Genomic DNA, 12,669 nt, shown 5'->3' with positions numbered 1-12,669 from the left:
CATTATGCCTCAAATTTCCTCAACGGCATTGCGGTGCAGCAAGTGGTAAAAAACCATGCCGGCCTTGTCGGCACGCGCAACTTCCCAGCCCTTCATCCAGTCCGGTGCCGTTTCGCCGTCCAGCGGCACTTCAGCTTCAGCATATACCAAGCCGCCATCCGCCAATAGCCGTTCACAGAGGGGCAGTATTTTTACGAGCCAGTCCTGATGGTAGGGCGGGTCGAGGAAGATGACTTGAAATCCCTTCGCCGTGCTGGAAACAAGGCCGGACGCGGCGGCAAAGGCATCACCGCGCAAGATGTCGACATTGTCCGCTTTCAGCTTCTCCTTCGTGGCCTGCAATTGCCTGACCGCGGCACCGTTGCCCTCCACCATCACCACTTTGGCGGCACCGCGGCTCGCCGCTTCAAACCCGAGCGCCCCGGTTCCAGCGAACAAATCCAGGCACCGCGCCTGCTCCCAGCCGCGATCCAGAAGGTGGTTGAGCCAGTTGAACACCGTCTCGCGCACGCGATCGGGCGTGGGACGCAATCCTTCGGCGTCAAGCACGGCCAGCGGCGTGCGCTTCCATTGCCCCCCAATGATGCGCACCTGGTGCGGCGGTCGTTTTCCCTGTGCGGCTTTGCCGGGGCGGTTTCTTTGCATGTTCTTATTTTGCATTGCCAACAATCACGGTGGACATCCGGTCGAGCGCCAGTTTGCGCTGGAAAGCAGCCTTGACGTCGGCGATCGTCACTTTTTCGATCTTTGCGGTCCAGGTATCAAGGTAATCGAGCGGCAGGTTGTAGAAGCCGATCGCGGCGATGTTATCCAGGATCTTGCGGTTGTTATCGATACGCAGCGCAAAGCCGCCGATCAGGTTGTCCTTTGCCGCCTTCAGCTCCTGCGGCGTGGGGCCGTCGCGCAGGAAGGTCCCAATGGTATCGCGCACGACCTTCAATGCCTCGTCGGTTTGCTCCTTCTGCGTCTGCAGGCCCGCCTGGAAGGGCCCCGGCTGCGCCATCGGGTTGAAATAGCTGTACACGCTGTAGGACAGGCCGCGCTTTTCGCGGACTTCATGCGTCAGGCGCGACACGAAGCCGCCGCCGCCAAGCGTGTAGTTTCCGACCAACAGGGGAAAGTAGTCCGGCTCGCCGCGCACGATGGCGGGAAGGCCCAGCATGATGTGCGCTTGCGTCGCCGGATGCGGGATGCGTTCCTCGCTCGCCGCCATCGTGTCGACCTTGGGCAGCGCCGGCAGGGGCGCCCCTTGCGGCAAGCGGGAGGTAAGCTGCTGCGCGATGGCATCGGCTTCAGCACGCGTGATGTCGCCGATCATCGCGATGACCGCCCGGTTGGCAACGTAATGTGTCGTGTGGAAGGCCACCAGGTCGTCGCGCGTAATCGACTCCACCGAAGGCACGGTCGGGTACTGCGAATACGGATGTGAACCGTACAGCAGGCGCCAGAACGCCTTGCTGGCGATCGATTCGGGCTTGGTTTCGTCTTCCTTGATCGCGGCGATCGTGCGGGCCTTGTCGCGTGCGAGGAAGTTCTCGGGAAAACTCGGATGCGCGAGGATACGGGCGAGCAGATTCACGGATGCGTCACGCTCGGCAGCACTGGAAAGCGTGCGCAGGCTCGCACCGGCGCGGTCGCCGCCGACACCGCCGCCGCGCTGGGCCGCCGTATCAGCGATGGCGTCGGAAATCTGCGCCTCAGTCATCGCCGGTTCCTGGCTGGGCGTGGCCGACTCGCGCAGGCCGCGTGCCAGCATGGCGTTGGTGAGTTCCGCCGTCCCCGATTTGCCCTGCGGGTCGCGCCGCGAGCCTGCGTCGAACTCAACGCTGACGTCGAGGATGGGAATCGAGTGGTTTTCGACGAACAGGACCTTCGCGCCGTTGGCGAGGCTCCAGGACTGGATCTTCAGCGCGGCGCTGGCCGGGCCAGCGCTCGCGAAGGCAAGCAGGAATGCAAAGAGAATGCGTTTCATCATGTTCTATTCCACCATTAGTGACGCAAGCCCTTGGGTGCTGCGGGAGCTTTTTTCTCAGTGATCGGCAGCGGCACGAGGGTGGCCACCGTGAGCGCGTCGTCACCGAAGTATTTCTTCGCGACGGCCTGCACCTGCTCGCCGGTCACTTCCTTGAGCTTGTCGATGATCCGGTCGATCTTGGTATGCGAGATGCCCGACATTTCCATGGTGCCGATTTCCATCGCCTGGCCGAAGATGGAGTCGCGCTTGTAGATCTGGCCGGCGATCAGCTGCGCCTTCACGCGCTTGAGTTCCTGTTCCGAAATGCCTTCGTTCGCGATGCGCTCGACTTCGGCGCGCAGCAGCTTTTCGAGTTGCTCGGTCGTCGTGCCGGTCGCGGGCGTGCCATCGAGCAGGAACAGCACGGGGCCCCGCGCGATGTTCGTATAGCCGGCACCGGCCGAATTGGCGACGCGGTCGGTGCGAACCAGTTTGGCGTTCAGGCGGGCGTTGTCGTACCCGTCAAGGATCGCCGCAAGCACGTCGAGCGCATGCGACTCGTCGTCCTTCTCCACGTCGCGCAAGGCGGGAACCTTGAAGGCAAGAACAACATAGGGATTTTCAGCAGGGGCCTTGACCGTCACCCTGCGAATACCGCGTTGCGGTGGCTCTTCCTGAACCTTCGTCACCGGCACCGCCTTGCGCGGAATCTTGCCGAAGTGCTTCTCCGCCAGCACAAGCACCTGCTTCGCGTCGACGTCGCCCGTCACAACCATCACCGCATTGTTGGGCGCGTACCAGCGCTCATACCAGGCCTTGGCATCCTGCACAGTCATGGTCAGCAAGTCACTCATCCAGCCGGCGATCGGGTGGTGGTACGGATGGGCGGTGAAGGCAGTTGCATTGAGCGCCTCGTAGACCTGCGGAATAGGCTGGTCCTCGGTACGCCAGCGGCGCTCCTCCATGACGACGCGGATTTCGCGGGAGAACTCTTCCTTGTCGAGAATGAGATTTGCCATGCGGTCGGCTTCCAGCGCCATGACCTTTTCCAGCTTCGACTTCTCGATCTGCTGGAAATAGCCCGTGTAGTCCTTGCTCGTGAATGCGTTCTCGCGCCCGCCCAATGCCGCTACGCGCTGACTGAATTCGCCCGGCTTCAGCGTCTTCGTCCCCTTGAACATCATGTGTTCCAGCGCGTGCGCGACGCCCGTGGTGCCATTTTGTTCATCCATCGACCCGGCCTTGTACCAGATCATGTGCGCCACTGTCGGCGCGCGATGGTCTTCCTTGACGATGATTTTCATGCCGTTCTTCAACATGAACTCCTGCGCTGCCGCCGCATGCGAGGCCGTCGGCAGGAAGGCCAGCATCCACGCGGACAGCAATAAGGCGATCCGGAATTTCATAATCTCCGCTCTGATAAAATAGAGGACTGGTTTGATGCGGTGGCAATGCAAGATGACGCCACCCGTGAAATGAGGTTCCGATTGTATCTTCTTTCTGCGGCGACGCTTTGCGCGCCCAGGACTGCCCACCTCCCCTGCTCCGATGTTTAGTTTCTTCAAGAAAAAACCGAAAGATACGCCTGCGCCGCCAACGGAGGCGGCACCAGAAACAGCCGCACCGGAAGTCGCTCCCGCGCCGGCCGAGGCACCGGCGCCGCAAAAGTCCTCCTGGCTGAACTTGTTCAAGAAGGAACAGCCGCTGGTACCCGAGGTTGTGCCCGAGCCTGTCGAGGTGCCAGCGCCGGAACCTGTTCCTGTTACCGTTGCCGCGCCGGCCCCACTTCCCGAGCCGGTTCCGGTTCCGACACCGGTTGCGGTGGAAGAGCCCGAGGGCGAAATCGTTCCCGCGGAGCCGCCCCCGCCCGAGCAGAAGCGCTCCTGGCTACAGCGCCTGAAGGCCGGCCTGTCGAAAACGTCCACGAACCTGACCACGCTCTTCGTTGGCGCCAAGATCGACGACGACCTCTACGAAGAACTCGAATCCGCCCTGCTGGTCTCGGACGCCGGCGTGGAAGCAACCCACTTCCTCCTCGACGAACTCAAGAAGAAGGTCAAGGCGGAAAAACTGACCGAGGCCGAACAGGTCAAGGCGGCGCTGCGCACCCTGCTGATCGACATGCTCTCGCCGCTGCAGAAGCCGTTGGTGCTTGGCCGCGAACAGCCGCTGGTCATGATGATCGCCGGCGTCAACGGCGCTGGAAAGACCACCACAATCGGCAAGCTGGCCAAGCATCTGCAGGCGCACCATCAGTCCGTCCTGCTCGCCGCCGGCGACACCTTCCGTGCCGCCGCGCGCGAACAGCTCGCGATCTGGGGCCAGCGCAACAATGTCACGGTGGTTGCCCAGGAATCGGGCGATCCAGCCGCCGTCGCCTTCGACGCGGTCCAATCCGCCAAGGCGCGCAATGTCGATGTGGTGATGGTCGATACCGCAGGCCGCCTGCCGACACAGCTGCACCTGATGGAAGAGCTCAAGAAAATCAAGCGCGTGATCGGCAAGGGTATGCAGAACGCGCCGCATGAAGTCCTGCTCGTCATCGACGGCAATACGGGACAGAACGCGCTGGCGCAAGTGAAGGCTTTCGACGATGCGCTGCAACTGACCGGCCTGGTCATCACCAAGCTGGACGGTACCGCCAAGGGCGGCGTGCTTGCCGCAATTGCAAAGACCCGCCCGGTGCCGGTCTACTTCATCGGCGTCGGCGAAACGATCGAAGACCTGCAGCCCTTCAATGCCGAAGAATTCGTCGATGCGCTGCTGAGCTGACATGATCGAGTTCCGGCACGTTTCCAAGCAATACGGGCGCGGGTCTTCCGCCCTGACCGATATCGACCTGACGATCGACAAGGGCGAACTCGTCTTCTTGTCCGGTCCGTCAGGCGCAGGCAAATCGACCCTGCTCAAGATGATCGCGGTAATGGAGCGCCCCACTTCGGGAACCGTGTCGGTCAACGGCCAGGATGTCGGCCGGCTGAACGCCTCGGGACTGCCCTACCTGCGCCGCAACCTCGGCCTGATCTTCCAGCAGCAGAGCCTGCTGAACGACCGCAGCGTGCTTGCCAACGTCATGTTGCCCCTGCTGGTCATTGGAACCGCCGGGTCTGACGCCGAAAAGCGTGCGCGTGCCGCGCTCGACAAGGTCGGCCTGCTCGACAAGGCAGCGTCGGATCCGATGGCGCTATCCGGGGGCGAGCAGCAGCGGGTGTCAATTGCGCGCGCGATCGTCAATCGCCCCCAGATCATTCTTGCCGACGAACCGACCGCCAACCTGGACCGCGCAAGCGCTAAAAAGGTCATGGATGCGCTGAGGGCCTTCCACGGCGTTGGTGTGACCTGCATCATTGCTACGCATGACGAAAGTATCCTCGCCAGTGCGCCGCGTGTGGTCTATCTCGAACACGGGCACCTTACCGGTGCGCCGGCCGTGGAATCCTTCCAGGGGGCCGCATGATCGTTTGGCTCAGACAGCATGTCCTCGCACTGGCAAGCGCTTTCCGGCACCTGCTGCGCTCTCCCGGAAGCTTTTCCCTGAATGTGGTGGTGGTGGCGATTGCGCTCGCCCTGCCGTTCGCCGGTCTAACCCTGCTCGAAAACGTACGCCCGGTGTCCGAGCAGCTCGCTGTAGAACCGGAAATCAGCATCTTCATGTCCATGGAAACGCCACGGGAACGGGCAACCGCACTCGGTTCGCAGATCCGCCGCACGGTTCAGGAATCGGGCAACGCCGGAAAACTGGAATTCATTCCACGTGAGCAGGCCCTCACCCTGCTGAAGAACAAGACTGGCCTCGACGACGCCATCACGGCGCTCGGCGAAAATCCGTTGCCGGATGGTTACGTGCTGAAACTTTCCGGCGTGCGCGATGCCTCGGATGCCGCGAAAGTCGAAACCCTCGCTGCGCAACTCAAATCCCTGCCCGGTGTCGAATACGTCCAGATCGATTCCGCATGGGTCAAGCGCCTCGCCGCCCTGATGCACGTCTTGCGGCTTGCGTTACTGTTCCTCGCTGCCACGCTGGGCGTCGTCGTCGTTGCCGTGGTCTTCAATACCATCCGTCTTCAGGTGATGACGCAACGCGACGAAATTGAAGTGTGCCGGATGTTCGGCGCGACGGACTCGTATATTTACCGGCCGTTCTACTACACCGGTGCCCTGCTCGGATTATGCGCGGGCGCAGCGGCACTTGGGGCAGTGGCGGTTTCGCTTCACCCATTGAACGACGCCATCACCGATTTCGCACGGCTGTACGCGTCGGAGTTCCGGCTGGCACCGCTAGGCATCAGCGCAACACTTGCCATGTTGGCAATAAGCGCGGGACTGGGTCTGGCCGGAGCGCTGCTATCTGTCAGGCGGCAACTGGCTCGACTTCCCTAGATCCTGCGCAGGTCTTTTCCTGCAACATTTTGATTCTTAACAACTTTTCCCCTGGCTCCTGTTCTATAGTCAGTTAGCTATGTGGAAACAGCCCTCGGAATAGATACTTCCTATCTCGACCGTTGAAAACGCGCATTAGCACTCACCCCTTGAGAGTGCTAATATAGTGACGAAATCAGTCATCCTCCTCGTTTCAATAGAGGAAACACTGGCAAGGCAAGGAGAAACGATGAAAGCAACTTCTGCACAAACCGCATTGGTTCCGATGGGAAGTCATGCCCTGACGCTCGGTTTCCCGGGCAGCCTCGGCAACATCGAAGCGTACATCTCGTCCGTCAATCGCATTCCGATGCTGACGCACGAAGAAGAGACGTCGCTTGCCCGTCGCCTGCGCGAGCAGAACGATCTGGCGGCGGCGCAGAAACTGGTCATGTCGCACCTGCGTCTGGTGGTTTCCATCGCGCGTGGCTACCTTGGCTACGGGCTGCCGCATGCCGACCTGATCCAGGAAGGCAACATCGGCTTGATGAAGGCGGTAAAGCGCTTCGATCCCGACCAGGGCGTGCGCCTGGTGTCGTATGCGATGCATTGGATCAAGGCCGAAATTCACGAATACATCCTGAAGAACTGGCGCCTGGTGAAGATCGCCACGACGAAGGCACAGCGCAAGCTGTTCTTTAACCTGCGCAGCCACAAGGAAAGCCTGGACGCGATGACGCCGGCGCAGGTCGACGATCTCGCCAAGTCGCTCAACGTCAAGCGCGAGGAAGTGATCGAGATGGAAACCCGCATGTCGGGCCACGACATCGCCCTCGACGGACCGAGCGATGACGAAGACGACAAGTTCGCCCCGATCGCTTACCTGTCCTCCGATACCGCAGAGCCGACGAAGGCGATGGAAGCGAAGCAGTTCGACCGGATGCAGTCCGAAGGGCTGGAAGCGGCACTCGAAAAGCTCGACCCGCGTTCGCGCCGCATCGTCGAAGCGCGCTGGCTCTCGAATGACGACGGTTCCGGCGCCACGCTGCACGAACTGGCTGACGAGTTCGGCGTGTCCGCCGAGCGCATCCGCCAGATCGAAAGCGCCGCGTTGAAGAAGATGAAAGGCACGCTTGCTGCCTACGTTTGACTGGAACTTCGGCAATAAAAAAGGCGCCCGTCACTGGGCGCCTTTTTCTTTTGTCGAATGCTTTCAGGAAAGCAGCAGTTTCAAGTCATGCGCAATCGGCTCCGGCCCCTGGCCGTGCCGCACGAACAGACGCAACCGCCCTTGCGGGTCAAAGATGTAGCTGCCCGCCGTGTGGTCCATCGTGTAGCTTCCCGGCTCCTTGCCTGCCGCCTTCTGGTAGAACACCCGGAAATCCTTCGCGATCTTTTCCGTCTGCGCCTTGTCGCCGACGAGACCGAGGAAGCGTGGGTCGAAGGACGGCACGTACTTGGACAGCAATTCAGGTGTGTCACGCTCCGGGTCCACCGTCACGAACAGCACCTGGACCTTCTCCGCCAGGGGGCCGAGCTGCTGCATCACGTTCGCCATCTCTGCCATCGTTGTCGGGCACACATCCGGGCACCGCGTATAGCCGAAGAACACGACCACCGCCTTGCCCTTGAAGTCGGCCAACGTGCGCATCTTGCCGGTGTGGTCCGGCATGGCAAAGTCCTTCGCGTAATCAAGTCCGGTCACATCGGTGTTCTTGAAAGTCGACTTGGCCGGGGACAGCATCATTTGCGTGCCTTCGCCCGGCTTGTCGCATGCGCCGAGCATGAGGCTCGCCGCAGCGAGCGCAAGCGCCGCGGCGCGTCTTGCCGTGATGAATGACATGGTTAGAGCTTGATGTAGTGGTCGACCAGCAGCGCGGCAAACAGCAGTGACAGGTAGACGATGGAATAGGCAAAGGTCTTGCGCGCGATGAGGTCGGTGTAATGCCGGTAAACCTGCCACGCATACCAGAGGAAAATGCCGCCCAGCACGGTGGCGCTGGCGAGGTAAATCAGTCCGCTCATCTGGACGGCAAACGGCAGCATCGTGGTCGCCACGAGGATGATGGTGTAAAGCCAGATATGAAACTGCGTGAATTGCGGGCCGTGCGTCACCGGCAGCATGGGCAGGCCGGACTTCGCATAATCGTCGCGGCGGTACATGGCGAGCGCCCAGAAATGCGGCGGTGTCCAGACGAAGATGATCAGGACAAGAATCCAGGCTTCCATCGATACGTCGTTCGCAATCGCCGCCCATCCGAGCGCCGGCGGCATTGCACCGGACAGGCCACCGATGACGATGTTCTGCGGCGTCGCCGGCTTGAGCAGCATCGTGTAGATCACCGCATATCCGACAAACGTGGCAAATGTCAGCCACATGGTCAGCGGATTGACGAAATTGAAGAGCACCCACATGCCGATGCCGCCGATCACGCCGGAAAACACGAGGGTCTGCGACACCGTCAGTTCGCCGCGTGCCATCGGGCGGCGCGCGGTACGCGCCATGCGCGCATCGATTTCGCGCTCCACCAAGCAATTGACCGCGAACGCAGCGCCGGCAAGCAGCCAGATGCCGATCGTTGCGGCGACGACCACGCGCCAATCGGGTAATTCAGGCGAGGCGAGGAACATGCCGATGACGGCGCAGAATACGGCGAGCTGCGTCACCCTGGGCTTCGTCAATGCCCAGTACTGGGCCAAGCGTTTGGATTGGATGGTCAGTGTAGTCACGTGCACCTCAAGCAGCAGAAAGCCGGGTTGCGGCTCGGTTCGACGCAGCTTGCGACGGAATCCTCGCCTGAAAGTTTAACATGGTGAGCAGAAGCACGAGGACCGCCGCGCCACCGTTATGGGCTACCGCAAGTGCCAGCGGCCATTTCAAGAAAACCGTGGACATGCCGGTCAGGAATTGCGTACACAGCGCAATCAAAAGCCAGGTGGCAACACGTTCAAGACCCGCGATCTTGCGGGCGCGCAGCGCGAGCCAGCCGACATAAGCCACCACCACGAACGCAAACATGCGGTGCACCCAATGAATCGCCGTCAACGCCGGGAAGGGCAGGAATTCTCCATCCGCTGTCCTGCCGAGGTCGCGCCACAAGGTAAAGCCATTCGCGAAATCCATGCGCGGTACCGCCTCGCCATGGCATAGCGGAAAGTCGAGGCAGGCAAGCGCCGCATAGTTTGTGCTAACCCATCCGCCCAGCATGATCTGGACAAAAAGAAGTGCAAGCGCAAGGGTGGCCGACGCACGCACCGATAGCGCGGCCACTGCGACCGGCCGATGATTGTTCTGGCGCGCGCCCAGCCAGGCTAGCAACATCAGCAGGCCCATGCCGAGCAACAGGTGGATGGTGACTATCACCGGCTGCAGCTTCTGCGTCACGGTCCACGCGCCGAACGCGCCCTGTACGCAGACGAACACAAGCAGATAGGAAGGCAGCCAGGGAGCAAACGCATCGTCCTTCCGCTTCGATTTCAGCCAGCGCCGCCAGGCAATCGCCATGATGGCAATGATCAGCACCCCGACGCCCATCGCCAGATAGCGATGGATCATCTCGATCCATGCCTTCATCACCGTGACCGGCCCTTCCGGCATCGCGGCTTCCGCGGCACTGATGTGCGCATGTGCCTGCACGGGATTGGCGTGTCCGTAGCAACCAGGCCAGTCGGGGCAACCGAGACCGGAATCGGTCAGGCGGGTGAAGGCGCCGAACATGATCAGGTCGAAGGTCAGGAATGCCGTTACCCAAACAAGTTTCCGGTACTTGTTCGCGTCGCCCGACACCCAGACGATGGCCAAGGGCAGCAAGGCTGCCAGCACGCCCATGATCGCAAGTTGGATCAGCATCGGTCGATTACCCTATACGAGAAGCCTTCAGCAGCTTCGCAATGTCTTTCTTCATCTTGTTCGGATCGGCATCCTTCGGGAAGCGCATCATCAGGTTCCCCAGCGGGTCGATCATGTAAATGTGGTCGGACGCGGCCGTACCCGTATCTGCGGGCAGCCATGATTTCACGGCATCAGGACGAGCGCGGAGCATGTGCGTTCCGTCATATTCGCGCATGAGCACCGTCTCGAGCGGCTTGTCGTCAGTCACCAGCCATACGCGTTCAATGCGGTCCATGTCCTTGCCCTGCGCGAGACGGAGCTGCCGCATGTCGTGCAGGCGTTTGCGGCACGGCTCCTGGCAGTCCGCCTCGGCAATTTGCAGCATGACCCATTTCCCCTTGTAGTCGTGCAGTCCCGCGGGCTTGCCCTCCAGGGAAGTCGTACCCAAGGCCGCTGGGATCGGATGTGCACGAGGATCGATGAGCGCGCCATAGTTGGTCCGGCCTTCCGGCTTGATCACATAGTAGGTCAGGTAGGAGGCGATCAGCGGAGACGCGCAGATGGCGATCACCGCAAACAATTTCCAGCGCCCCTTGCGCTGCTTGTCATTCTTTTCCACGTCGAAATCCTGTTGCCACAAAAAATAGTAGTGCCGTTACCGCCAGGGCATACCACTGGAACGCATACCCCTGGTGCTTCTCCACGCCGGTCGACGGGCGCGGCCAGTCGCGAACCAGGCCATCCTTCAGGTCGCCGACCTGCTCGAGCACGAAGGAATGCATCTTCATGCCCGCCGCCTTCTCGAAGTCCGCAGCATCGACATTCTGCACAATTGCACGCGGCGTCAGCATTTCCGTATTGCCGAGTTGCAGCACATGCCCTGCGGATCTCCTTGCAATGCCCTCGATCTCCACCATGCCGGTCGGGGTCGAAATTGGCGGCAGTTTAGCCCGGTCCGTGACATCGCGCTTGACCCACCCTCGCGCGACAAGCACGTGCAGGTCCGAATTCGCAATTTTCATCGGCGTCATGACATGAAAGCCCGCCGCGCCCTTGTACGGCCGGTTGTCGAGATACACAGTCCATTCAGGCACGAACTCGCCGCGCACCTTCACGCGGCGGAACTCCACCTCCTCGGGCGTTTGCATGGCGCGGCCGAGGTCGGTTGGCGCTTGCGACTCGCGCGCCTGCTGCCTTGCCTCGATCGCCAGTTTTTCGGAAGCGCGACGCGTCTGCCACTGGCCAAGAGAAAAGCCGATCGCCGCAACGATGACTGCTGCGATGAACGGAATCCATCTGAACCGGAATTTCATTGGCATTACAATGTCACTTTCTTCAACACCGCGCGTCCTTCTGTCGCGCCCTTCCGCACGCAGTGCCTTATGAAAACCCTGGTCGCCGTCGCCTTCGTCCTGATCCTCGCCAGCCTCGGCTCCGCACTGATCTTCCTGATGCGAGACAAGGGTAAGAGCAATCGTACGGTCAAGGCACTGGCTTTCCGTGTCGGCTTCTCGATCGCGCTATTCATCCTGATTCTCGTCGCCTACAGCCAGGGCTGGATACAGCCTACCGGTATTCGCTGACACGATGCTGAAGAGCAAAAAAGCCGCACCTCGGTGCGGCTTTTGTTTTTGGCAAACGTCGATTACAACCAGTACACAACAACGTACAGGCCGAGCCACACGACGTCGACGAAGTGCCAGTACCACGCAGCGCCTTCGAATGCGAAGTGATGATCCGGGGTGAAGTGGCCCTTCATGACACGGAACAGCACAACCGTCAGCATGATGGCGCCCATGGTCACGTGGAAACCGTGGAAGCCGGTCAGCATGAAGAAAGTCGATCCATAAATGCCCGAGGTCAGCTTCAGGTTGAGTTCGCTATAGGCATGCGCATACTCATATGCCTGGAAGCCCATAAACACGGCGCCGAGAACGATCGTGGCGAAGAGCCAGAACGTAGTCTTCCCGCGATGGCCAGCCCGCAGGGCGTGGTGAGCAATGGTCAAGGTCACGCCGGACGTCAGCAGCAACGCCGTGTTGATGGTCGGGATCCAGAACGGCCCCATTTTCGCAAACGGCTCGATGGTACCGCCGGGGGAATTGCCCCATTGCGCGGTGAAGTCCGGCCAGATCACCTTGTGATCAAGATCCGCCAGCCAGGGCATCGTCACGCTGCGTGCATAGAACAGCGCGCCGAAGAAGGCGGCAAAGAACATGACTTCCGAAAAGATGAACCAGCTCATGCTCCAGCGATACGACAGGTCGATGCGCGCGCCATACAGGCCGCCCTCGGACTCGGCAATCGCATCACCGAACCACTTGTACAGCACGACGATCAGCGCGAGGACGCCGACGATATTGGCCACCGGCCCCCAGCTGATGCCGTTGACCCATGCGGATGCGCCAGCCATGGTGACGAGCAGCGATGCACCAGCCAGTACCGGCCACCTGGACGGCCCCGGAACGAAATAGTAGGGTGCGCTACCTGTTTGATGAGAACCCATCTCCATCTCCCAATACAA

The 12,669-nt window shown here is 60.9% G+C and carries 14 protein-coding genes; 5 read left to right on the top strand and 9 right to left on the bottom strand.

The window, feature by feature from the left end:
- Nucleotides 1-9 precede the first annotated feature (9 nt).
- The 3 genes from rsmD to ACNOHI_RS02190 are packed head-to-tail and all read right to left on the bottom strand — an operon-like array spanning nucleotide 10 to nucleotide 3,360.
- The gene (gene rsmD / locus ACNOHI_RS02200; protein ID WP_420472991.1) at nucleotides 10-645 is read right to left on the bottom strand and encodes a 16S rRNA (guanine(966)-N(2))-methyltransferase RsmD; all 636 of its coding nucleotides are present in this window, start codon (nucleotides 643-645) and stop codon (nucleotides 10-12) included.
- 4 nt (nucleotides 646-649) lie between these two features.
- The gene (locus tag ACNOHI_RS02195) at nucleotides 650-1,972 is read right to left on the bottom strand and encodes a M16 family metallopeptidase (RefSeq protein ID WP_420473240.1); all 1,323 of its coding nucleotides are present in this window, start codon (nucleotides 1,970-1,972) and stop codon (nucleotides 650-652) included.
- Between the two features lie 17 nt (nucleotides 1,973-1,989).
- Nucleotides 1,990-3,360, bottom strand: a complete 1,371-nt coding sequence (locus tag ACNOHI_RS02190) for a M16 family metallopeptidase (RefSeq protein ID WP_420472990.1) — start codon at nucleotides 3,358-3,360, stop codon at nucleotides 1,990-1,992.
- Between the two features lie 142 nt (nucleotides 3,361-3,502).
- On the opposite strand from ACNOHI_RS02190, the gene ftsY reads away from it, so the two are divergent.
- The 4 genes from ftsY to rpoH all read left to right on the top strand — a co-directional run bounded on the left by ftsY (nucleotide 3,503) and on the right by rpoH (nucleotide 7,463).
- Complete coding sequence (gene ftsY, locus ACNOHI_RS02185) at nucleotides 3,503-4,726, top strand: signal recognition particle-docking protein FtsY (protein ID WP_420472989.1); 1,224 nt, start codon at nucleotides 3,503-3,505, stop codon at nucleotides 4,724-4,726.
- 1 nt (nucleotide 4,727) lies between these two features.
- Nucleotides 4,728-5,411 (top strand): cell division ATP-binding protein FtsE, encoded by a 684-nt coding sequence (locus ACNOHI_RS02180; protein ID WP_420472988.1) that lies wholly within the window; start codon nucleotides 4,728-4,730, stop codon nucleotides 5,409-5,411.
- Complete coding sequence (gene ftsX / locus ACNOHI_RS02175) at nucleotides 5,408-6,334, top strand: permease-like cell division protein FtsX (protein ID WP_420472987.1); 927 nt, start codon at nucleotides 5,408-5,410, stop codon at nucleotides 6,332-6,334. The genes ACNOHI_RS02180 and ftsX overlap by 4 nt, the downstream gene beginning before the upstream one ends.
- Before the next feature lie 229 nt (nucleotides 6,335-6,563).
- The gene (gene rpoH / locus ACNOHI_RS02170; protein WP_420472986.1) at nucleotides 6,564-7,463 is read left to right on the top strand and encodes an RNA polymerase sigma factor RpoH; all 900 of its coding nucleotides are present in this window, start codon (nucleotides 6,564-6,566) and stop codon (nucleotides 7,461-7,463) included.
- 63 nt (nucleotides 7,464-7,526) lie between these two features.
- Here the strand turns inward: rpoH and ACNOHI_RS02165 are convergent, their stop codons facing one another.
- The 5 genes from ACNOHI_RS02165 to ACNOHI_RS02145 form a co-directional block, all read right to left on the bottom strand.
- Nucleotides 7,527-8,060 carry an SCO family protein gene (locus ACNOHI_RS02165; RefSeq protein ID WP_420473239.1) on the bottom strand — a complete coding sequence of 178 codons (534 nt, stop codon included), beginning with the start codon at nucleotides 8,058-8,060 and terminating at the stop codon, nucleotides 7,527-7,529.
- A 98-nt stretch (nucleotides 8,061-8,158) separates the two neighbouring features.
- Nucleotides 8,159-9,043 carry a heme o synthase gene (gene cyoE, locus ACNOHI_RS02160; protein WP_420472985.1) on the bottom strand — a complete coding sequence of 295 codons (885 nt, stop codon included), beginning with the start codon at nucleotides 9,041-9,043 and terminating at the stop codon, nucleotides 8,159-8,161.
- A gap of 7 nt (nucleotides 9,044-9,050) precedes the next feature.
- Nucleotides 9,051-10,163 carry a COX15/CtaA family protein gene (locus ACNOHI_RS02155; protein ID WP_420472984.1) on the bottom strand — a complete coding sequence of 371 codons (1,113 nt, stop codon included), beginning with the start codon at nucleotides 10,161-10,163 and terminating at the stop codon, nucleotides 9,051-9,053.
- A 7-nt stretch (nucleotides 10,164-10,170) separates the two neighbouring features.
- Nucleotides 10,171-10,764, bottom strand: coding sequence for an SCO family protein (locus ACNOHI_RS02150; RefSeq protein WP_420472983.1), 594 nt, complete (start codon nucleotides 10,762-10,764; stop codon nucleotides 10,171-10,173).
- On the bottom strand, nucleotides 10,751-11,464 hold the full coding sequence (locus ACNOHI_RS02145; RefSeq protein WP_420472982.1) for an SURF1 family protein: 714 nt from the start codon (nucleotides 11,462-11,464) through the stop codon (nucleotides 10,751-10,753). Before ACNOHI_RS02145 ends, ACNOHI_RS02150 begins: the two co-directional genes overlap by 14 nt.
- Nucleotides 11,465-11,527: 63 nt before the next feature.
- Here ACNOHI_RS02145 and ACNOHI_RS02140 point away from each other — a divergent pair, with 63 nt between their 5' ends.
- Complete coding sequence (locus ACNOHI_RS02140) at nucleotides 11,528-11,728, top strand: twin transmembrane helix small protein (RefSeq protein ID WP_420472981.1); 201 nt, start codon at nucleotides 11,528-11,530, stop codon at nucleotides 11,726-11,728.
- 62 nt (nucleotides 11,729-11,790) lie between these two features.
- Here the strand turns inward: ACNOHI_RS02140 and ACNOHI_RS02135 are convergent, their stop codons facing one another.
- Nucleotides 11,791-12,657 (bottom strand): cytochrome c oxidase subunit 3, encoded by an 867-nt coding sequence (locus ACNOHI_RS02135; RefSeq protein ID WP_420472980.1) that lies wholly within the window; start codon nucleotides 12,655-12,657, stop codon nucleotides 11,791-11,793.
- Nucleotides 12,658-12,669: the final 12 nt, after the last annotated feature.

This window comes from Noviherbaspirillum sp. ST9 (assembly GCF_048799745.1).
Classification (GTDB): domain Bacteria; phylum Pseudomonadota; class Gammaproteobacteria; order Burkholderiales; family Burkholderiaceae_D; genus Noviherbaspirillum.
Note: the sequence above shows the minus strand (reverse complement) of the source record. Positions and strands in the feature narration are given on the sequence as shown.